The organism is Tessaracoccus luoxuelianae (genome assembly GCF_055326245.1).
Genome location: NZ_JBUZNO010000009.1, coordinates 76,751 through 96,297 on the forward strand (window position 1 = coordinate 76,751; position 19,547 = coordinate 96,297).

At 68.9% G+C, this 19,547-nt stretch carries 22 protein-coding genes; 14 read left to right on the plus strand and 8 right to left on the minus strand.

Annotation, left to right across the window (positions count from 1 at the left end; genetic code table 11):
- Positions 1 to 49: 49 nt before the first annotated feature.
- From ACZK39_RS13710 to ACZK39_RS13730, 5 genes are all read right to left on the minus strand, one after another.
- On the minus strand, positions 50 to 388 hold the full coding sequence (locus tag ACZK39_RS13710) for a P-II family nitrogen regulator (RefSeq protein WP_182782138.1): 339 nt from the start codon (positions 386 to 388) through the stop codon (positions 50 to 52).
- On the minus strand, positions 385 to 1,716 hold the full coding sequence (locus ACZK39_RS13715) for an ammonium transporter (RefSeq protein WP_463613618.1): 1,332 nt from the start codon (positions 1,714 to 1,716) through the stop codon (positions 385 to 387). Before ACZK39_RS13715 ends, ACZK39_RS13710 begins: the two co-directional genes overlap by 4 nt.
- Positions 1,717 to 1,991: 275 nt before the next feature.
- Positions 1,992 to 2,483, minus strand: a complete 492-nt coding sequence (locus ACZK39_RS13720) for a SixA phosphatase family protein (protein ID WP_463613619.1) — start codon at positions 2,481 to 2,483, stop codon at positions 1,992 to 1,994.
- A 44-nt stretch (positions 2,484 to 2,527) separates the two neighbouring features.
- Positions 2,528 to 3,532, minus strand: a complete 1,005-nt coding sequence (locus tag ACZK39_RS13725; protein WP_463613620.1) for a TRM11 family SAM-dependent methyltransferase — start codon at positions 3,530 to 3,532, stop codon at positions 2,528 to 2,530.
- Between the two features lie 82 nt (positions 3,533 to 3,614).
- A complete protein-coding gene (locus ACZK39_RS13730) occupies positions 3,615 to 4,151 on the minus strand; it encodes an inorganic diphosphatase (protein WP_370585717.1) in 537 nt (178 codons plus the stop codon).
- A 108-nt stretch (positions 4,152 to 4,259) separates the two neighbouring features.
- On the opposite strand from ACZK39_RS13730, the gene dacB reads away from it, so the two are divergent.
- The 11 genes from dacB to ACZK39_RS13785 all read left to right on the plus strand — a co-directional run bounded on the left by dacB (position 4,260) and on the right by ACZK39_RS13785 (position 13,852).
- Positions 4,260 to 5,690, plus strand: a complete 1,431-nt coding sequence (gene dacB / locus ACZK39_RS13735) for a D-alanyl-D-alanine carboxypeptidase/D-alanyl-D-alanine endopeptidase (RefSeq protein ID WP_463613621.1) — start codon at positions 4,260 to 4,262, stop codon at positions 5,688 to 5,690.
- On the plus strand, positions 5,690 to 6,661 hold the full coding sequence (locus ACZK39_RS13740; RefSeq protein ID WP_255443531.1) for an Rv3626c family coenzyme F420 biosynthesis-associated protein: 972 nt from the start codon (positions 5,690 to 5,692) through the stop codon (positions 6,659 to 6,661). The genes dacB and ACZK39_RS13740 overlap by 1 nt, the downstream gene beginning before the upstream one ends.
- A complete protein-coding gene (tilS, locus tag ACZK39_RS13745; protein ID WP_182799122.1) occupies positions 6,654 to 7,619 on the plus strand; it encodes a tRNA lysidine(34) synthetase TilS in 966 nt (321 codons plus the stop codon). The genes ACZK39_RS13740 and tilS overlap by 8 nt, the downstream gene beginning before the upstream one ends.
- Before the next feature lie 11 nt (positions 7,620 to 7,630).
- Entirely contained in the window at positions 7,631 to 8,182 is a 552-nt protein-coding gene (gene hpt / locus ACZK39_RS13750) for a hypoxanthine phosphoribosyltransferase (RefSeq protein ID WP_182782145.1), read from the plus strand.
- A 122-nt stretch (positions 8,183 to 8,304) separates the two neighbouring features.
- A complete protein-coding gene (gene ftsH / locus ACZK39_RS13755; protein ID WP_182799274.1) occupies positions 8,305 to 10,335 on the plus strand; it encodes an ATP-dependent zinc metalloprotease FtsH in 2,031 nt (676 codons plus the stop codon).
- Between the two features lies 1 nt (position 10,336).
- On the plus strand, positions 10,337 to 10,903 hold the full coding sequence (gene folE, locus ACZK39_RS13760; RefSeq protein ID WP_182782146.1) for a GTP cyclohydrolase I FolE: 567 nt from the start codon (positions 10,337 to 10,339) through the stop codon (positions 10,901 to 10,903).
- A gap of 4 nt (positions 10,904 to 10,907) precedes the next feature.
- Positions 10,908 to 11,717 carry a dihydropteroate synthase gene (folP, locus tag ACZK39_RS13765; RefSeq protein WP_182782147.1) on the plus strand — a complete coding sequence of 270 codons (810 nt, stop codon included), beginning with the start codon at positions 10,908 to 10,910 and terminating at the stop codon, positions 11,715 to 11,717.
- Entirely contained in the window at positions 11,692 to 12,144 is a 453-nt protein-coding gene (gene folB, locus ACZK39_RS13770; RefSeq protein ID WP_463613622.1) for a dihydroneopterin aldolase, read from the plus strand. Before folP ends, folB begins: the two co-directional genes overlap by 26 nt.
- The gene (gene folK / locus ACZK39_RS13775; RefSeq protein ID WP_182799119.1) at positions 12,137 to 12,700 is read left to right on the plus strand and encodes a 2-amino-4-hydroxy-6-hydroxymethyldihydropteridine diphosphokinase; all 564 of its coding nucleotides are present in this window, start codon (positions 12,137 to 12,139) and stop codon (positions 12,698 to 12,700) included. The genes folB and folK overlap by 8 nt, the downstream gene beginning before the upstream one ends.
- Positions 12,697 to 13,188 carry a DUF3180 domain-containing protein gene (locus ACZK39_RS13780; protein WP_182782150.1) on the plus strand — a complete coding sequence of 164 codons (492 nt, stop codon included), beginning with the start codon at positions 12,697 to 12,699 and terminating at the stop codon, positions 13,186 to 13,188. Before folK ends, ACZK39_RS13780 begins: the two co-directional genes overlap by 4 nt.
- 58 nt (positions 13,189 to 13,246) lie before the next feature.
- Positions 13,247 to 13,852, plus strand: coding sequence for a hypothetical protein (locus tag ACZK39_RS13785; RefSeq protein ID WP_182782151.1), 606 nt, complete (start codon positions 13,247 to 13,249; stop codon positions 13,850 to 13,852).
- An 11-nt stretch (positions 13,853 to 13,863) separates the two neighbouring features.
- Here the strand turns inward: ACZK39_RS13785 and ACZK39_RS13790 are convergent, their stop codons facing one another.
- A complete protein-coding gene (locus ACZK39_RS13790) occupies positions 13,864 to 14,964 on the minus strand; it encodes an NADH-quinone oxidoreductase subunit D-related protein (RefSeq protein ID WP_459056210.1) in 1,101 nt (366 codons plus the stop codon).
- Between the two features lie 88 nt (positions 14,965 to 15,052).
- On the opposite strand from ACZK39_RS13790, the gene ACZK39_RS13795 reads away from it, so the two are divergent.
- Both ACZK39_RS13795 and ACZK39_RS13800 read left to right on the plus strand, forming a co-directional pair.
- Complete coding sequence (locus tag ACZK39_RS13795; RefSeq protein WP_182782153.1) at positions 15,053 to 15,373, plus strand: histone-like nucleoid-structuring protein Lsr2; 321 nt, start codon at positions 15,053 to 15,055, stop codon at positions 15,371 to 15,373.
- Between the two features lie 110 nt (positions 15,374 to 15,483).
- Positions 15,484 to 17,994: an ATP-dependent Clp protease ATP-binding subunit gene (locus ACZK39_RS13800; RefSeq protein WP_182782154.1), complete on the plus strand. Its 2,511-nt coding sequence runs from the start codon at positions 15,484 to 15,486 to the stop codon at positions 17,992 to 17,994.
- 133 nt (positions 17,995 to 18,127) lie between these two features.
- Here ACZK39_RS13800 and ACZK39_RS13805 read toward each other — a convergent pair whose 3' ends face one another.
- Both ACZK39_RS13805 and ACZK39_RS13810 read right to left on the minus strand, forming a co-directional pair.
- Positions 18,128 to 18,469: a DUF202 domain-containing protein gene (locus ACZK39_RS13805; protein WP_463613623.1), complete on the minus strand. Its 342-nt coding sequence runs from the start codon at positions 18,467 to 18,469 to the stop codon at positions 18,128 to 18,130.
- Positions 18,466 to 18,828 carry a YidH family protein gene (locus tag ACZK39_RS13810; protein WP_182782156.1) on the minus strand — a complete coding sequence of 121 codons (363 nt, stop codon included), beginning with the start codon at positions 18,826 to 18,828 and terminating at the stop codon, positions 18,466 to 18,468. Before ACZK39_RS13810 ends, ACZK39_RS13805 begins: the two co-directional genes overlap by 4 nt.
- 102 nt (positions 18,829 to 18,930) lie before the next feature.
- Here ACZK39_RS13810 and pgsA point away from each other — a divergent pair, with 102 nt between their 5' ends.
- The gene (pgsA, locus tag ACZK39_RS13815) at positions 18,931 to 19,533 is read left to right on the plus strand and encodes a phosphatidylinositol phosphate synthase (protein WP_463613624.1); all 603 of its coding nucleotides are present in this window, start codon (positions 18,931 to 18,933) and stop codon (positions 19,531 to 19,533) included.
- The last annotated feature ends 14 nt before the right edge of the window (positions 19,534 to 19,547 follow it).

Genomic DNA, 19,547 nt, shown 5'->3' on the forward strand with positions numbered 1-19,547 from the left:
GGGAGGGCGACGCGTGATGCGTCGCCCTCCCTCTGACAGTGCCGCTCGATCAGATGGCGGCCGAGCCCTTCTCGCCGGTGCGGATCCGGACGATCTCGTCCACGGGGGTGGACCAGACCTTGCCGTCGCCGACGGCTCCGGTGCGGGCAGCCTTGGAGATCACGTCGATGACCTCCTGCGCCTCGTCATCCTCCACGACGACCTCGATCTTGGCCTTCGTGATGAAGTCGATGGTGTACTCGGCGCCGCGGTAGAACTCCTTGTGGCCGCGCTGACGGGCGTAGCCGGAGCATTCGGTGACGGTCATGCCGGCCACGCCGTGCTGGGCGAGCGCGATCTGAACCTGGGTCAACATGGTGGGCTGAACGATTGCCGTGACGAGCCTCATGCCTGCACGTCCTCTCGGGGGATGGGAACGATCAGCGTCTGCCGAACGCCGTAGGTGGAATAGCCGACAGCGCTGAGGTCGTATCCGGTTTCAGCGTGCTCGACGGTGTCGATGCCCTGGGTCTCAGCCGCCTCGGGTACCCGCAGGCCCATGGTCTTGTCCATCACCTTGGCGATCACGAAGGTGACCACGAAGGAGTAGACCATGACGATCACTGCTCCGAGCGCCTGGCGCCACAGCTGGTCGACGCCGCCGCCGTAGAGGAGGCCGGCCACACCGGCGGGGGACTCCGGATCGGCCAGGAAGCCGATGGCCAGGGTGCCGACGAGGCCACCCACGAGGTGGACGCCCACGACGTCGAGCGAGTCGTCGTAGCCGAACTTGCTCTTCAGGCCGATGGCGTAGGCGCAGGCCGCACCGGCGAGGATGCCGATGATCAGGGCGCCCAGCGGGCTGACCGAGGCAGCTGCCGGGGTCACACCGACCAGACCGGCGACGATGCCGGAGGCGGCACCCAGCGAGGTGGCGTGTCCGTCGCGCAGCCGCTCGACGAGGAGCCAGGCGAGCATCGCCGCGGCGGCGCCTGCCAGGGTGTTGATCCAGGCCACACCGGCCATCGCGTTGGCGCCCAGCGCCGAGCCCGCGTTGAACCCGAACCAGCCGAACCACAGCAGGCCGGCGCCGAGCATGACGAGGGTCAGGTTGTGGGGGCGCATGGGGGTGCGTCCGAAGCCCATCCGCGGGCCGATCGCGATGGCCAGGGCCAGCGCCGCGGCGCCCGCGTTGATGTGGATGGCGGTACCGCCGGCGAAGTCGATGGCCTGGATGCTGTTCGCGATGAAGCCGCCCTTCTCAGCGGTTCCGCCGTCGAAGCTGAACACCCAGTGGGCTGCGGGGAAGTACACCAGCAGCGCCCACACGGCGGCGAAGACCGCCCAGGCGGAGAACTTCATGCGGTCCGCGACCGCGCCGGAGATGAGGGCCACCGCGATGATGGCGAAGGCCGCCTGGAAGCCGGCGAAGACCATGGCCGGCACCGTGAAGGTGGCGAGCTCGGGATCCATCATCCCTTGGAGGAAGAGGAACTCCAACGGGTTGCCGATGAAGCCGCCGATGGAATTGCCGAAGGCCATGGAGTAGCCGACGATCACCCAGAGGACGCCGACGATGCCCATCGTCGTGACCGACATCATGAGCATGTTGAGCACGCTCTTGGCGCGGACCATGCCGCCGTAGAAGAACGCGAGACCGGGGGTCATGAGGAGCACCATGGCGGCGCTCACCAGGACCCAAGCGGTGTCGCCTGCACTGATTTCGAGAACTGTCATGCCGCAAAGCTTGCAGGGCGCCTATTTCGGCGGGTTCGTCGCAGCGTAACGGTTGAGTTAGGGAAATCCCGGCCGACGTATCGATCGGGTGTCGGCTAGTTACCGTCGCGTTAAGGAAGCACTGATCAATGCTGTTCTCGGCGAGGACGTGCCGGGCGGGATGAGGTGGCGCCACTCCATCTGGTGCGTGTACTTGACGTCCATATCCAGATGGAGAGGGGTCAGATCGCCCGATCCGGTGCGCCGCAGCCAGGACATGATTGATCAGTGGTTCCTCAACCCCGTCGTCGCACGTTGTCCAGGTGCACTGCGGAGAAGTCACCTTCGGCCAGATCTGCCCACTCGCCGTCGAGGGTGAAGGTGCTGAAGGCCGAGGTGGGGAACCAGCACTGCGCCTGGTCCGCCTCAGCCCGGTTGCTGGCGAAGGCCAGCTCAGCGACGAGGCTGGGGATGGTGGGTGCGTGCCCCACGACGAGCAGACCGGTGACGTCGGGGTCCGTTTCGCCGATCCGCTGCAGCATCGTCTCGGTCCCCTGGTAGTACAGGGCGTCCTGGAACTCGGCGGGGACGTCCAGCCCCAGGGCCGCGAACGTCTCACGCGTGCGCTGTGAGGTCGACACGAGGGCGTACTGCAGGCCGAGCTCCCGCAGCTCCCGGCCCGCCTCCTGGGCGTCCTGAACCCCGCGCGGCATGAGGCGGCGGGCCTTGTCGCCGCCAGCATTGTTGGATTCCGTCTTCGCGTGGCGCATCAGCACGAGTCGTCGCATGCGCCGAGCCTACGCCGCCGCGCAACGGCGGGCGCGCCCCTCCGTCAGGGTTTCACCGCGACAATCAGGTCGCGCTTGATGGACGAGTCGACGCGATGGCCGAACCGCTCCCAGGCGCCGCCGGTGCACACCACGAGGCCGGCCTCTGACAGCATCGCAGCGAGGTCGTCGCGGGACAGACCGAAGGTGTTCCAGCTGAGCCCCAGCGCGCCGCCGTGCATCAGCTGCCCTGCCCAGACCGGGAGGGCCTCGCGGAGCAGGCCCGCGGGGGACCGGTCCCGCTTGCCGGACACGCCGCGGACGTCCGTCGTGGAGCCATGGGCGATGCCGTAGGGAGCGTCGGTGACGATGGCGTCGAACTTCTTCCTGCCGAAGAGGGTGGCGGACTCGCGGGTGTCGCCGACGAACGAGGTGATGTGCAGCGTTGCCCCGTCGGTCCTGATCTCGGCGTCGAAGCGCCTGCTGACAGCCTTGCCATCGCGGCGCACGGGGGTGGTCTCAGTGGTGTGCTTGAGGCGCTTCCGGCGAAGGTAGGTGGTGTAGAAGGAGGCCATCTGCTCAAACGCCTTGGCATCACCTTCGACGCCGTAGGCGTCGTGGCCGAACAGCAGCGCCGTGGACAGCGTGGTGCCGCGCCCGGCGAGGGGATCAAGGATCTGGCGGGGCCCGGTGGGCTGGCGGGTGACCGCTGCAAGGGTGACCCCCAGCAGGAGGTGCGTGAACTGCTCGTTGGTCTTGCCCTGATACTTCGGGATGGTGACCAGGTCGTCGTCGAGGGCGAAGGTCCGGGGGAGCGCGATGGGCCGCAGCAGATCACCCGAGGACTCGAACAGGGCGAAGCACGCCGACTGCCTGGCGACGGTCTCCAGTTGGGCCTCGCCGAGGTCCGGGGCCTCGAATGATAGGTAGCCGACCCCCGCCACGTCGGTGTCGGTGATGTCCTCAGCGAACGGGGCCGTCAGCTCGAGCTCGGCCGCCGTCAGCGGCCCGGACTCGCCGCCGTAGACACGATTGGCCGAGGGCATGCGCAACATGAGGTAACGAGGCATTGGCACATTCTCCCACGCCCACCAGGGGTCGCCGCCACCGCGCAGAAAAGCCCCGCCGTGGCGGGGCTTCTCGAGGTTCTGGTCAGGCCAGGTTCACGTGGTGATGCTCGTACGGAGTGCCCTTGGCGCGCTCGAACGACGCCGCGACCTCGGCCTCGGCGTCCTCGCGGTTGGTCCACGTGGCGCCCTCGACCGACTTGCCCGGCTCCAGGTCCTTGTAGACCGAGAAGAAGTGCTCGATCTCCAGCAGCATGTGCTCGGGGACGGAGGACAGGTCAGTGATGTGCTTGCTTCGGGTGTCCGCCGTGGCCACGCACAGGACCTTGTCGTCGCCGCCCATCTCGTCGGTCATGCGGAACATCGCCACGGCGTAGCACTCGATGAGACAACCCGGGAACGTAGGCTCCGCGCCGATCACCATGGCGTCCAGCGGATCCCCGTCCTGGCCGAGGGTGGCCTCGACGAAGCCGTAGTCGTAGGGGTACTGGGTGGAGGTGAAGAGGGTCCGGTCCAAGCGGATCCGGCCCGTGTTGTGGTCCATCTCGTACTTGTTCTTGGTGCCCTTGGGGATCTCCACAGTCACGTCAAACAGGATCCGGCGTCCAGGGTCCACCGGGATGAGGCCGACGGGTGCGTCTTCGCTCACTGGGGCACTCCTATAGTTGAAGGTGATGCCCGCAGGTCACTGGGGCAGCTACCCCTGCAGGATACAGGCTCGGAGGACACCTTGCGGACACGCACGAGGACGGTTCAGGCGGTGCTCGCCTGGCTTCTCGTCGGCCTGTTGCTGGCCGGGGGGTTCTCGGTCGCGGTGGTGCATCAGCCGTTGCTGACGGCCATCGGCGTACTGCGCAGTGGCGCCCCCAGCTCCGTCCCCCCCACCCTGTTCTCCCCGTCGCCGACTCCCAGCCCGGAGGTGGACGCCGCGGGCACGGGGCTGGCCGACGCGGCCGACCTTCCACCGGTGGGGGTGCTGCCGGACCGCGCCACCCTCGACGCCCGCCTCGCGGGGCTGGATCGTTCACGACTCGTCGGGGTCGACGGGGGAGCCGTCCAGATCGCCTGGGAGGTGGTCGACGTGGCCACCGGCGAGGTGGTGGGCGCCGCCACCGAGACCACACCCCTGATCCCCGCGTCCAACACCAAGACGCTTACCACCCTGGCCGTGATGAACGCCTTCGCAGGCGACGAGCGCTTCGCCACCACCGTCGTCCAGCCTGCGCCGGGGCAGATCGTGCTCGTCGGAGGTGGGGATCCGATGCTGCTGAGCGAGCCGGCCGATCCGGGCAGCTACCCCCAGCCGCCCACCACGCAGCAGCTGGCAGCCGACACCGCCGCCGCGCTCAAGGCGGCAGGCCAGACCAGCGTCACCCTCGGCTTCGACGCCTCGCTCTTCGAGGACTCCGGCTGGAACGAAACCTGGCCGGCAGGCTACCGCGACCAGGTCACGCAGCTCTCGGCCCTCTGGGTGGACGAGGGGCGAACCGGCGGACCGCGCAGCCGAACCCCCGCCGTCGACGCCGCGACACTGTTCGCCGCGCAGCTCACAGCCGCCGGCGTCACCGTCACCGGCACGCCCACCCAGGCCACGGCCACCGGCACTGAGCTGGCAAGGGTGGAATCGCTTCCCGTCCACGTCCTCGTCGAGACCGCGATGAACCGCTCCAACAACTCCTTCACCGAGGTGCTCGGCTTCCAGCTCGCGCTCGCCACCGGCCACCCGTCCACCTTCGCCGGGTCGGTGGCGGCCATCGAGGAACAGCTCACCGCACTGGGGCTGTGGGACGACGGGTCCGTCCTGCGTGACGCCTCAGGGCTGTCGCGGAGCAACCTGGTCACGGCCCACATGCTGGCCGCGGCCCTCCGCGCGATGAGCACTGACGCCAGGCTGTCGGTGATCCTCGACGGGCTCCCGACGGCCGGCGTCACCGGCACCCTTGCTGACCGCTTCACCGACGAGGTCTCGCGCCCAGCGCGTGGGGTGGCCCGGGCGAAGACCGGCACCCTCTCCTTCGTGTCCACTCTCGCCGGCACCACACTGACCTCGGACGGCCGCCAGGTCACCTTCGCCTTCCTCATCAACGGCCCCCCGGACGGCTTTTCGGCCAAGCTGTGGGCGGACCAGGCGACGGGCGTCGTTGCGGCCTGCGGCTGCTGATGGAGCACGCCCCGATCGTGAACTGGTCCCTGGCGCAGCGCGCCGCGACGGTGACAGCGGGCACGCTGCCGCGGGTGACCCGTCCGGAGGCCGAGCAGCTGGTGGCCGATCTCCGGGTGACCGCCCACCGGGCGGGGCGGCTCGCCGCGCGCTATCTCGGGCTGGACAGCGTCGGCGCCGAGGTGGTCACGGTGGTGGACTGGGCCGGGTGGGCTCGGGCCGTCCGGTCGATGACCGACGGCGCCGTGACAGAGCTCGGTCTGCCTGCGCGGCCCCCGCATCCGCTCAACGCGCTGAGGGGGCTGGGCAACGGGCTGGCCGCCGGGTTGGCGCTGGGCGCCGTGAGCCGCCGCATGCTGGGCCAGTACGACGCCTTCACGGGCACCCGGGCCCTCTATCTCGTCGCCCCCACCGTCGTGGCACATGAGCGGAGCCATTCGTTCGTGCCCCGTGACTTCCGGTTGTGGATCGCCCTGCACGAACAGACCCACGCCCTCCAGTTCCAGGCCGCGCCATGGCTGCGCGATCACCTGAGGTCGTTGATGGCACGGCTGGCCGCCGACGACGCGAACCTGCTCGAGGCCCTTGCCGGGTGGCGCTCGACCGGTGAGGCCGCAGCCCTGCTGACGTCGACGAAGGGTCGCGCGGACCTGGCCGCCCTGACGGCGGCGATGACGTTCCTGGAGGGCCACGCCGATCACGTCTCGGACCGGGCTGGCCGGGGCCAGGTGAAGACCGTGGCGGCCCTGCGGCGGGCGTTCCGCCGGCCGAAGAGCACCACCGTCCTCAGCCGCCTCGTCGGGTCGCTCAGCAAGAACGCCCAGTACCGCGACGGCCTGGCGTTCTGCACCGCGGTGTACCGGTCGCGGGGAAAGCAGGCGCTGGCCCGGGCGTTCGAGTCCGCGGAGGCGCTGCCCACCCCGTCCGAGATCGCAGATCCGGGCGCGTGGATGCGCCGGGTCCATGGCTAGGCGCGAGCTCGGGCCGGCCGCGCTGCGGGTGGCCCACGCCGTCGCCGATGCCCTCCCTGACTCGCCGGTGATCGTCGGCTGCTCGGGTGGCGCGGACTCGACGGCGCTCGCGCTCGGAGCGCACTGGGCCGCACGCCGGGCGGGCACCTCCGTTCGTGTCATGGTGGTGGACCACGGCCTGCAGCCCGGCTCGAGTCAGGTCGCCGACGCGGTGGTGGGCCGATTGGCTGAGCGGGGCCTCGAGGCAACCGTCGAGCGCCTCCACCTCGGCCGCCCGCACACCGGTGGTGTGGAGGCGGCCGCCCGCGAGGCACGGCTGCAGGCGCTGGCGTCGCCCGGCCTGCCCGTCCTGCTGGGGCACACCCTCGACGACCAGGCCGAGACCGTGCTCCTGGGGCTCCTGCGCGGCTCGGGCACCCGGTCTCTGGCCGGCATGGCCGAGGAGCGTGGCCCGTTCCTGCGCCCGCTCCTGGGGCTCCGCAGGACCGACACCCAGCAGGCCTGCGCCCAGTGGGGTGTCGAGGTGTGGGAGGACCCCATGAACGACGACGCGCGGTTCGCCCGGGTCGCCGCCCGCGGGGTGCTCCGGGACCTGTCCGAGGCGTGGGGCCGCGACCTTGCTCCCGCGCTGGCGCGCACGGCCACCCTGGCCAGGGCGGACGCGGACCTCCTCGACGAGCTCGCCAGGGACGCCGTCGCGGATGCCGACGAGTTGGACGTCACGGATCTCGGCGGCCTGCCAGACGCGCTGCGGTGGCGCGCCATCCATCACTGGCTCGCGGCGTGGTCGCCCGAGGTGGGCATGGTGCACGTGCTGGCGGTGGCGGCACTCGTCGACCGGTGGCGCGGGCAGGGGCCGGTGGCCGTCCCGGGCGGCGCAGTGGCCAGGCGCTCCGGACGGCTTGCGTTCCAGCCGGGTGCTCCGACACCGGGTGCGGACTCCGCGCCGGGACGATAGGCTGACCAATCGTGGATGCCGCTGACGTTGCAGATGACCTGGAGAAGGTGCTTTTCACCTCCGAGCAGATCCAGGCCCGGGTGGCCGAGATCGCCGGACAGATCGACGCCGACTATCAGGGCCGCAACGTACTGCTCGTTGGCGTCCTCAACGGCGCCGTCATGGTGATGAGCGACCTGCAGCGCGCCATGCACAGCCACGTCGAGATGGACTGGATGGCCGTGTCATCCTACGGCTCCGGCACCCAGTCCAGCGGAGTGGTCCGCATCCTCAAGGATCTCAGCGTGGACCTGGAGGGCCGAGACGTCATCGTCGTGGAGGACATCATCGACACCGGCCTCACGCTGTCCTACCTGATGAGCAACCTCGCCTCCCGCAGCCCCTCGTCCCTGGAGATCATGGCCATGTTCCGCAAGCCGGACGCCGCCCAGATCACGGTGCCGGTCAAGTACGTCGGCTTCGAGATCCCCAATGAGTTCGTGGTCGGCTACGGACTGGACTACTCAGGCCGGTACCGCAACCTGCGCGATGTGGGAACGCTCGCCCCACGCGTCTACAGCTGACGCCCGATCGCCCCGACTGAACGCCCGAGGGGCCGGTTGAGGGCCGCTGGTAGTGTTTCGGTGCGCCACACTGTCGCCCTACTAGATCGGCTTTGACTGTGCAGAAGTTCTTCAAGAGCCCGATGGCCTGGATCGTGCTCAGTCTGCTCTTCCTCCTGCTCGGCATGCAGGTCCTCAGCAGCGTCACCGGGTATCAGACGGTGCCCACCTCCGAGACGCTCGCGCTGCTCGAGGGGGACCAGCAGCTGCAGGAGGTCGTGCTGGTCGACGGCGAGCAGATGATCCAGATCATCGACGAGACCGGCATCAAGACCCAGTCGGCGTGGGTGGGCAACCAGGTCGACGACGTGGTCCCTCTCCTGAAGGCGCGCGAGGAGGCCGGCACCCTGGAGCGGTGGACCGCCAGCAACCCGAGTCCTGGTCTGCTGTCGATGCTGCTGTACACCGGGTTGCCCTTCATCATCCTGCTGCTGGTGTTCTTCTGGATCATGCGTTCGGTCTCCGGTGGCGGTCAGGGAGGCCCGCTGTCGTTCGGGAAGTCGAAGGCCAAGCTGGTCAGCAAGGACACCCCCAAGACCACCTTCAAGGACGTGGCCGGCGCCACTGAGGCGGTGGAGGAGCTTGAGGAGATCAAGGAGTTCCTCGCCGAGCCAGCGAAGTTCCAGAAGCTGGGCGCCAAGATCCCCAAGGGCGTCCTGCTCTATGGTCCGCCCGGCACCGGTAAAACCCTGCTGGCGCGCGCTGTCGCGGGTGAGGCCAACGTCCCCTTCTTCTCCATCTCCGGCTCGGACTTCGTCGAGATGTTCGTCGGCGTGGGCGCCTCACGCGTGCGTGACCTGTTCAACCAGGCCAAGGAGAACGCCCCGGCCATCATCTTCATCGACGAGATCGACGCGGTGGGTCGGCATCGTGGCGCCGGCATGGGCGGCGGGCACGACGAGCGCGAACAGACCCTCAACCAGCTGCTGGTCGAGATGGACGGGTTCGACGTGCGCGGCGGCGTCATCCTCATCGCGGCCACCAACCGGCCTGACGTCCTGGATCCGGCGCTCCTGCGCCCCGGCCGGTTCGACCGTCAGATCGGCGTCGAGGCGCCGGACTTCGAGGGCCGCCACATGATCCTGCAGGTGCACGCCAAGGGCAAGCCGCTCGCCAGCGACGTGGACCTCGCCTCCATCGCCAGGCGCACGCCCGGCTTCTCGGGCGCAGACCTCGCCAACGTGCTCAACGAGGCGGCGCTGCTGTCGGCGCGCCAGAACATGGAGATGATCCGGCAGCCGCAGCTCGATGAGGCCATCGACCGCGTGATCGCGGGGCCGCAGAAGCGCACCCGTCTCATGAACGACAGGGAGCGCCTCATCACGGCCTACCACGAGGGCGGCCATGCTCTCGTCGCCGCAGCCCTGCCGGGCAACGACCCGGTGCAGAAGGTCACCATCCTGCCCCGTGGCCGTGCGCTGGGCTACACGATGGTGATGCCGGATTCGGACAAGTACTCGCAGACGCGGGGCGAGCTGCTGGACCAGATGGCCTACATGATGGGCGGCCGTGCCGCCGAGGAGCTCGTGTTCCACGACCCCACCACCGGCGCGTCCAACGACATCGAGAAGGCCACCAAGGTGGCACGTGCCATGGTCATGCAGTTCGGCATGAGCGAGCGCGTGGGCGCGGTGAAGCTCGGAGGAGGGGACTCGGAGCCCTTCATGGGCATGCGGGGCACCGACTCCAGCCAGGAGTTCTCCCAGGCCATGGCCGCGGTCGTCGACGACGAGGTGGCCAAGCTCATCCACACCGCTCACCAGGAGGCGTTCGACGTCCTCCACGAGAACCGCGACGTCCTCGACGAGTTGGTCCGTCAACTGTTCGCGCGCGAGACGCTGAACAAGGCCGACGTGGCGGAGGTCTTCAAGCCGCTGCGCCGCCGGGACAAGCGGCCGGCCTGGACGGGCTCGGACCTGCGGCAACCCTCCGACGTGCCCCCCGTCGACGTTCCGCCGGCGCCCGAGGCCCCACCCGACAGGCCACCGGTCCTCACCTCGCCGCCCTCACCGCCGGCGATCGGCCCGGACTTTCAGCCCGGGGGCTCGACGCCGCAGCCGCCCGAGACGGGGCCCTCGCCCTGGGGCCCGCCCATCCCGCCGGCAGGGCACTGATATGGCCGTGGATCATGGCCGCGCCGCGGCCGCGGTGCGAGAGCTGCTCATCGCAATCGGAGAAGACCCTGAACGTGACGGGCTGCTGGAGACCCCGGACCGGGTGGCGCGGGCGTGGGGGGAGCTGCTGGCCGGCCACGGCGTGGACGCCTCCGGCGTCCTGGGCAAGACCTTTGACATCGCCCACGACGAGATGGTGCTGGTCAAGGACATCGAACTGGTCAGCACCTGCGAGCACCACCTCCTGCCCTTCACCGGTGTGGCCCACGTGGGCTACATCCCCTCGGAGAACGGCCGCGTGACCGGGCTGTCGAAGCTCGCCCGGCTGGTGGACATCTACGCGCGGCGCCTGCAGGTGCAGGAGCGGCTCACCACCCAGATCGCGGACGCGCTGGTCGAGCACCTGGATGCCCGGGGGGTCATCGTCGTGGTGGAGGCCGAGCACACCTGCATGACCATGCGCGGGGTGCGTAAGCCCGGCAGCCGGACCGTGACCTCGGCCGTGCGCGGGCTTCTGCGTCATCCCGCCACGCGGGCGGAGGCGATGAGCCTCATCATCGGCAGGTGACCCGATGACGCTGGTGATGGGGATCGTCAACGTCACCCCTGATTCGTTCTCCGACGGCGGGCGCTACCTGGATCCCGAGCAGGCGGTCGTGCACGCGAGGCGGCTGCTCGCCGAGGGTGCCTCGCTGATCGACGTGGGCGGCGAGTCCACCAGGCCGGGCGCACAACGGGTGACCGAGGATGCGGAGCGGGCCAGAGTGGTGCCGGTGGTGCAGGCGCTGGCCGCCGACGGGATCCGGGTCTCAGTGGACACCATGCGCGCCAGCGTGGCCCTGGCCGCCATCTCGGCCGGAGCCGCCATCGTCAACGACGTCTCGGGCGGGCAGGCGGACCCGGACATGGTGGCCGTGGTGGCCGATTCCGGGGCCGACTTCGTCGTGATGCACTGGCGCGAGCACTCCGTCGGCATGCAGCAGCACGCCGTCTACGCCGATGTCGTGAGTGACGTGATCGCCGAGCTGCTCGTCCAGCGGGACGCCGCGCTCGCCGCGGGCATCCCTGCCGAGCGCATCATCCTCGATCCCGGGCTGGGGTTCTCGAAGTCCTGGGACCACAACTGGACGCTGCTGAGGCACCTCGACCGTTTCCAGGACCTGGGGCACAGGCTGCTCATCGGCGCCTCCCGCAAGGCCTTCCTCGGGGAGCTGCTGGGCGGGAGAGAGCCCCAGGGGAGGGACGGTGCCACCGCCGCTGTCTCGTTCTGGTCCGCCCTGCACGATGTGTGGGCCGTGCGCACCCACGACGTCCTCACGCAGAGCGACGCGGTCGCGGTGGCCCGCAGGCTCCGGCATGAGGCGCCGCTCAGGATCAGCTGAACGACGGGCCCGGGCCGTCGGCCGAGGGAGCCCGTGCGGTAGGGTCGGCACAACCGGAGGGAGCACGACAATCGACCGCATCACGCTCACAGGAGTGACCGCGATAGGCTTCCATGGGGTCTTTCCCCATGAGCGCCGCGAAGGTCAGCCCTTCGTCGTCGACGTCATTCTGGAGCTTCCCCTCGAGACGTCCTCGGATGAGTTGGACGACACCGTGAGCTACGCGGACATCGCGACCATGGTGGAGTCGGTGATCACCGGGGAGCCACGCAATCTTATTGAGACGGTGGCTGGGGAGATTGCGACGAGGTGCCTGGAGCATGGCAGAGTGGTGGGCGTCACGGTCACCGTGCACAAGCCGCGTGCGCCCCTCAGCCAGCACTTTGCGGATGTTGCCGTCACGATCAGCAGGAGTAAAGATGTCTAACGGCCCTTTCGATATCGATGTCGACACGCTGGGTAACCTTCGCCCCATCGCCAAGGTGGTACTGAGCCTCGGATCCAACATGGGGGATTCGGCCGCCATCCTGCAGGAGGCCGTCGATTACCTCGCCGAGACCCCGGACCTCATCCTGGTCGATGTCTCGCCGGTCTATGAGACCAAGCCGCACGGCGATGTTCAGGACCAGGACGATTTCCTCAACCTCGTCGTCGTGGCGGAATCCACCTTGGAGCCGCTCACCATCCTGGACCGGGCACAGGCCATCGAGGAGAACTTCGGCCGCACCCGCGAGCTTCGTCACGGCCCGCGGACGCTGGACATCGACATCATCATGGTGGGCAAGCGGATCTCGGAGGACAGCATCGAGTTGCCCCATCCCCGCGCGCACGAGCGAGCCTTCGTGCTGGTGCCGTGGCTGGACATCGACCCGAACGCGGAGATCGCGGGGCACGGGCCCATCGCGGACCTCGTCGAGGAACTGGACACGTCGACGGTGACCCGCCGCGACGATGTCGTGGTCACGGCCGTCACAGGATTTTGAGCCAGGGGCCGCGCCTCGGCCTGACCACCGCCCGTCAGGCCGTCATCTCGGTGCTTTCTGGCGCCGCCGTGTCCGGACTGCTGTTGCTCGCCTTCGAGGCCGCGGGCACGTTTCCTCCCGTCGTTCCGTGGTCAGTGCCCATCCTGACGGTGGTGCTGGCAGTGGGTGTCGCGGTCTACGCGCGACTTCTGCCGAAGCGCATCGAGGAGCACCGCGTGCAGTCGCAGGAGTCGGTTGCGGCTCTGGCCATCGGCAAGTCCATGATCATGACCGGCGCCCTCCTTGCCGGGGGGCACGTGGTCTATGTGGCGCGCTTCGTGCAGCTCTTCGACGCACCCCTTCCGTCGGCGCGCGTGATTCAGGGCGTCGCCACGATCGTGGCTGCCCTGCTGTTGGCCGCTGCGGGGGCGCTGCTGGAGCGTGCCTGTGTGGTGCAGGACAAGGATGACGACGACGATCCTTCGCCGGGGGTTGCCTCGCCGGCGTGATCCCGACACGCCCACCAGCCTGCCCGGAAGCGGACAGGCTGGGCAATACTGTGGCCGCATGTCTGGTCGACGCGCTTCTCGAAAGTCCACCGAGCGCACCCTTGCGCTCACGATCCTCGGCGTCGGTACCGCCGCCTCCCTGGCCTCCCTGGCGGGGGACCTGTGGGTCGTCCGTGCGGGTGTGCTGGTCGCCGTCGTGATGGCGTTCGCCGCGGTCTGGACCGCCTGGCGGGAGCTGAGTGCGGAGCGGGAGCGGCACGCTGTGGAGATGAAGCATGAGGTGGGCCTCCGCTCGCAGCAGGCGGCACGCTTCCACGAGGAGTCTGTAGCCATGATCGGCCGCTTCAACGCCCGGGCGGAGAACCTGCAACTCGTGATCGCCAAGCTGCGCAGCCAGCTGGGTGCCGCGAAGGCCGAGCTGAGCTCCATGCGCGGCAACGCCGTCTGGCTGAGGGCGGAGGTGGCTGAGCGCCAGGCCCGCATCGAGGCGTTGGAGTCGCGGATCGCGGAACTCGAGGCTGAGGACACGGCCAACATCGTCGACCTGCCCCGCCGGGTCTCACCCAGCATCTACGACGTGTGGGGCCAGGACGAGCACCCCACCATGGTGGACCTGGCCAAGCTCAACCTCGACGGCCTGCCGGAGCTGCGCCGCCACGCCTGAGGTTGACGCCTTCACTTGTCCGCATCGCCGACGGTGTAGCCCAGTGTGGCTACGACGTCGGCGATGCTGTCTGTTGGCACCCCTTCGAGTGCCCGCCCCAGCGCGGAGAGGTTGCTGAACGACGGGGTGCGCAACGCAACCCGCCACGGCGTCTGACCACCTCGCGAGACCATCAGGCACGATGCGACTCCCCATGGCGCCTCAAGGTCCGTCGAATGCTCCCCCTCCGGCACCTTCAGCCTGCGTGACAGCTTGATCCCCACGGTGCCGGGGGTCTGATCGGCCAGCGACCGCGCGCTCCGGATCATGGCGACGCTGGTGTCCAGCTCGTCGATGAGCACCGCGAGACGCGCCCGGCCGTCGCCGGCGTGCCGGGTGGGCGCTGGGACGAAGAGGGTGCCGTAGGCAAGGTAGCCCGACCGGCGGCGGTCGAGATCCACTCCGGCGGCCCTCGCCACCGGCCCCGACAGCCCGTACCCGAGGCACGCGTTCCGGTCCAGGACCGCCAGGCCGGAGAACCGCGTGGTGCGCGACAGCGCGGCGGCGAGGTCGCCGGCCAGGCGGGCCACGTCGTCGAGCAGTGGCGTGAGGCCGGCCAGCCAGCCGGGCGGGGCGTCGGCGGCCAGCCCGCCCACTCTGCAGAGCATCGGATGGACGCGGTTTCCGGTCCAGCTGAGCATGTGGTCACGCAATGCGTCCACCACCGTCCACAGTCGTGAGCCGAGTTCCCCGTCGGCGAGATAGCTGAGGAAGGACAGGTGACTGTGCAGGCGGGCGCATTCAGCCAGCAGCGTGCGGAGGATGGTGGCGCGCGCCGGGGGAGTCAACCGCATGGAATTCTCGATGGTGAGCACCAGGCTCAATTCGCCGCTGAAGGCCGCCAGCCAATCGTGCCGGTCCGCGAGCATGATCATGGCGCGATAATCGCGGACCTCAAATAGTTTCTCGGCAGCCCGATGCCCGAATCCTGAGGTCACGTCAGCATGGACAATGACGCCGGCCTCGATATCTGCGGCCAGGGTGATCAGTCCCACGGAGGTGGGATGCCTCAGCCCCAACGATAGGGGAGTGTGCCCGGCCAGGGAAAGTCCGCCAATGGTGAATGAGTTCATCGGCGGCATTCTATTCCCTCCTTCCGTCACGGGCCCTGAGGCGGTAATCTCTTTGAGGACTCTTCACCCCCCCGAAATAGGAGTAATCATGGCAAAGCAGGTTCACGTCATCCTCGTTGACGACATCGACGGGTCGAGCGACGCCCGCACGGTCGAGTTCTCTCTGGGGAGGGACGCTTACACGATCGATCTCTCCGAGAAGAATGCCAGCAAGTTGGAGGCGGCGCTCGCCCCCTACATCGAGAAGGCGACCAGGACGGGTCGCAAGGCCGCCCGGAAGCAGGCCGCGCGGCCCGGAAGCCGCGACACCAACGCCATCCGGGAATGGGCGCGGGCCAACGACGTCCAGGTCTCGGACCGCGGCCGCATCCCGGCTCAGGTGCTCGCGGCCTACGAAGCGGCGCACTGACCGTCCACGTTCGCGGCCGGTGAACCGTGGAGCATTGGTTCCCTCGGGTACGTCAGTAAGCTAGAGGTGGTTGCTCGGCGCACGTCGCCGGGCCGCAGGAGGGAAATCACATGTTCGAACGGTTCACGGACCGCGCTCGGCGCGTCATCGTCCTGGCGCAGGACGAGGCGAAGCTGCTCAACCACAACTTCATTGGCACCGAGCACATCCTGCTCGGCCTCATCCACGAGGGTGAGGGCGTGGCCGCGAAGGCGCTCGAATCGCTCGGGATCGCATTGGAAGCGGTGCGCGAGCAGGTCGAGGAGATCATCGGCCAGGGGCAGCAGGTTCCGACGGGGCACATCCCCTTCACGCCGCGCGCCAAGAAGGTGCTGGAGCTCTCGCTGCGCGAGGCGCTCCAGATGAACCACAACTACATCGGCACCGAGCACATCCTGCTCGGCCTCATCCGCGAGGGCGAGGGTGTCGCGGCTCAGGTGCTGATCAAGTTGGGCGCGGATCTCAACCGCGTCCGCAATACCGTGCTTCAGCTCATCACCGGCTATCAGGGACGCGAGGCTTCGATGTCTGGCGCCCCGGAGACCGGCCCCGAGAAGGGCACCTCGCAGGTTCTGGACCAGTTCGGCCGCAACCTCACGCAGGCCGCGCGCGAGAACCAGCTGGATCCGGTCATCGGCCGCGCGCACGAGATCGAGCGCGTCATGACGGTGCTCAGCCGTCGCACCAAGAACAACCCGGTGCTGATCGGTGAGCCCGGCGTCGGAAAGACAGCCGTGGTGGAGGGCCTCGCCCAGGCCATCGTCCGGGGCGACGTGCCCGAGACGCTCCGCGACAAGCAGATCTACACCCTGGACCTGGGCGCCCTCGTTGCGGGCTCCCGGTACCGCGGCGACTTCGAGGAACGCCTGAAGAAGGTGCTCAAGGAGATCAAGACCCGCGGTGACATCATGCTGTTCATCGACGAGATCCACACCCTCGTCGGGGCCGGCGCCGCCGAGGGCGCCATCGATGCCGCGAGCATCCTCAAGCCCATGCTGGCCCGAGGCGAGCTGCAGACCATCGGTGCCACCACCCTGGACGAGTACCGCAAGCACATCGAGAAGGACGCCGCGCTGGAGCGTCGCTTCCAGCCCATCCAGGTGGCCGAACCGTCAGTCGCGCTCACGGTGGACATCCTCAAGGGCCTCCGGGACCGGTACGAGGCCCACCACCGCATCACCATCACGGACGAGGCGCTCGTCGCGGCGGCCACCATGGCGGACCGCTACATCCAGGACCGCTTCCTGCCGGACAAGGCCATCGACCTGATCGACGAGGCAGGCGCACGCCTGCGGATCCAGCGCATGACCGCGCCGCCGGACCTGCGCGAGTTCGACGACATGATCGCCGCCAACAAGCTCGAGAAGGATGCGGCCATCGACGCGCAGGACTTCGAGCGGGCCGCGCGCCTCCGCGACGAGGAGCAGAAGCTCCGAGCCCAGAGGGCAGAGAAGGAGGAGGCCTGGAAGCAGGGCGATTCCGACATTCCTGCCGTTGTGGGTGAGGAGGAGATCGCCATCGTGTTGTCCGGCTCCACCGGCATCCCCGTCTTCAAGCTCACGGAGGAGGAGTCCCAGCGGCTGCTCCGCATGGAGGAGGAACTGGGGAAGCGGTACATCGGTCAGCACGATGCGGTCAAGGCGCTCTCCCGCTCCATCCGCCGCACCCGCGCCGGGTTGAAGGATCCCAAGCGTCCAAGCGGCTCGTTCATCTTCGCCGGCCCTTCCGGGGTCGGAAAGACCGAGCTGACCAAGGCGCTCACCGAGTTTCTGTTCGGCGACGAGAATGCCCTGATCACCCTGGACATGAGCGAATACTCGGAGAAGCACACCGCGTCGCGGATGTTCGGCTCCCCCCCGGGATACATCGGCTACGAAGAGGGCGGTCAGCTCACGGAGAAGGTGCGGCGCAAGCCGTTCTCGGTGGTCCTGTTCGACGAAATCGAAAAGGCTCACCCGGACATCTTCAACTCGCTGTTGCAGATTCTGGATGAAGGCCGGCTGACGGACGCCCAGGGTCGAGTGGTGGACTTCAAGAACACCGTCATCGTGATGACCACCAACCTGGGTTCGCGTGACATCTCGAAGAGCGTCAATCTCGGATTCACCCGTTCGGGGGATGCCGAGTCGAGCTACGAGAAGATGAAGGCGAAGGTCTCGGACGAGTTGAAGCAGCATTTCCGTCCGGAGTTCCTCAACCGTGTGGACGAGATCGTGGTGTTCCACCAACTCTCGCAGGCCGACATCGAACGGATTGTTGACCTCATGGTTGCGCAGATCGAGTCCAGGCTGAAGGACAAGGACATGGGCATCGAGCTCACGCCCGCGGCCAAGACACTGATCGCCAAGCGCGGATTCGATCCGGTGTTGGGTGCGCGCCCGCTGCGTCGGGCGCTTCAGCGTGACATCGAGGATCTCCTCGCCGAGAAGATTCTCTTCGGTGAGCTGCAGGCGGGCCAGATCGTCCAGGTCGACGTCACTGAGGAGGGCGCGGAGCTGCCGTTCAAGTTCACCGGCGTGGCGAAGGCGGATCTGCCTGAGCTGGCTGTGGCACCGGGGACCGACGGCGCGGCCACGGCCTGACGCCACCCACGACGAACGGGGCCGACCAACGGGTCGGCCCCGTTCGCTTCCTCCCGACCTCGGGCTGGGCGCCCCACCGCAGAGTTGCCTCACGCCGCACGCGCCTGCTGACAATGGCGGACCTGGTCGTCACTCACAGACGCGGAGCGTCGCTGACAAGGGACAGGATGAGGGCGACGGTTCCCGCCGCCGCGACCGACACTGCGACGACGGCGGGCAGCAGGCCGTCGGCGAGTTGCCGGCCACCGCCGACCAGCGTCCGGTGGGTGAAGGAGTACCTCCGCCTGGACCAGACACCGATGAGGGCAGCCAGAGCCAACCCAGCGGCGGCGAACGCCCACGACCACAGTCCCAGGGCAGTGGCCTCGATGCGGGCGAAGACCAGGGCTCCCGCGCCGATGGAGAGTGCCGTGCGCTGCCAACTCAGGATCGTGCGCTCGGCTGCCAGGCCGGGGTCTGAGGGCCGTTCGTTCATCGCACCAGGAAGCCGACGAACACGAGCATTCCGCTGACCGTCACGGCCACCGCGACAGGCAGGGCGAACAGCGACGACGGCAGGGGGGTGCCGCTGCGCAGCGCCCGCTCGTAGCGCGCCCATCCCCACCAGGCGAAGGGGGCGGCGGCGATGCCGGTGACCATCAGCAGCACCGATGCGGCGATCCGAAACGACTCCTGAATTCCCAGCCCCAGCACCTCAAGGGCGATGCCGCCGGCCAGCAGGGCCAGCGAGGTCCGGATCCACGCGAGGTAGGTGCGCTCGTTGGCCAGCGTGAACCGGGGGTCCGGCTCGTCGCCGGCCGCGTAGACGGATCGGGGGAATCGTTCTCGGGCCACGGGACCACCGTAGCGCCGTCGACCACGCCGGCATCAGTCGGCGCGGGGCCGCTCAGTGGGTGCCGCGGGTTCGGGTGGTGCGGACCTCACTAGTCTGGTGGGGTGCTGTCCTTCCTCCGCGGTGCCTACGGGCGCGCCCTGACCCCACTGGCCCGGCTGCTCCTCAGGCTCGGCGTCTCGCCGACGGCGGTCACCGTCGGCGGCACCGTAGGGGTCTGCGCGGCCGCGCTCTGGTTCCTCCCCAAGGGCGACCTGGTGCTCGGGGTGATCGTCGTCGGAGTGCTGCTGCTCGCCGATGGCCTCGACGGAACCATGGCTCGCCAGGGAGGCAGGGTCACCCGCTTCGGGGCGTTCCTGGACTCCACGGCGGACCGCGTGGCTGACGGCGCGGTCTTCGCCGGGCTCGTGATCTGGGCGGCGGCCAACGCCGAGCCGACTGTCCTCTGGCTGGCGTTGGCCTGCCTCGTCTTCGGCTTCGCGGTGTCCTACTCCCGGGCCCGTGGAGAGGCTGAGGGCTGGGACATGGCGGTGGGCATCTTCGAGCGCAGCGACAGGCTCGTGGTGGCGGGCGCCGCGACCCTGGCAGTCGGGCTCGGCGCGCCGTGGTGGGTGTTGGCGGCGGGGCTCGTGGCCGTGGCGGCGGGCAGCGCCGTCACGGTGGGGCAGCGCGTCCGGGCGGCGTGGGTGGCCTCGGCCGGCAGCTGAGACCGTGGCGGCGG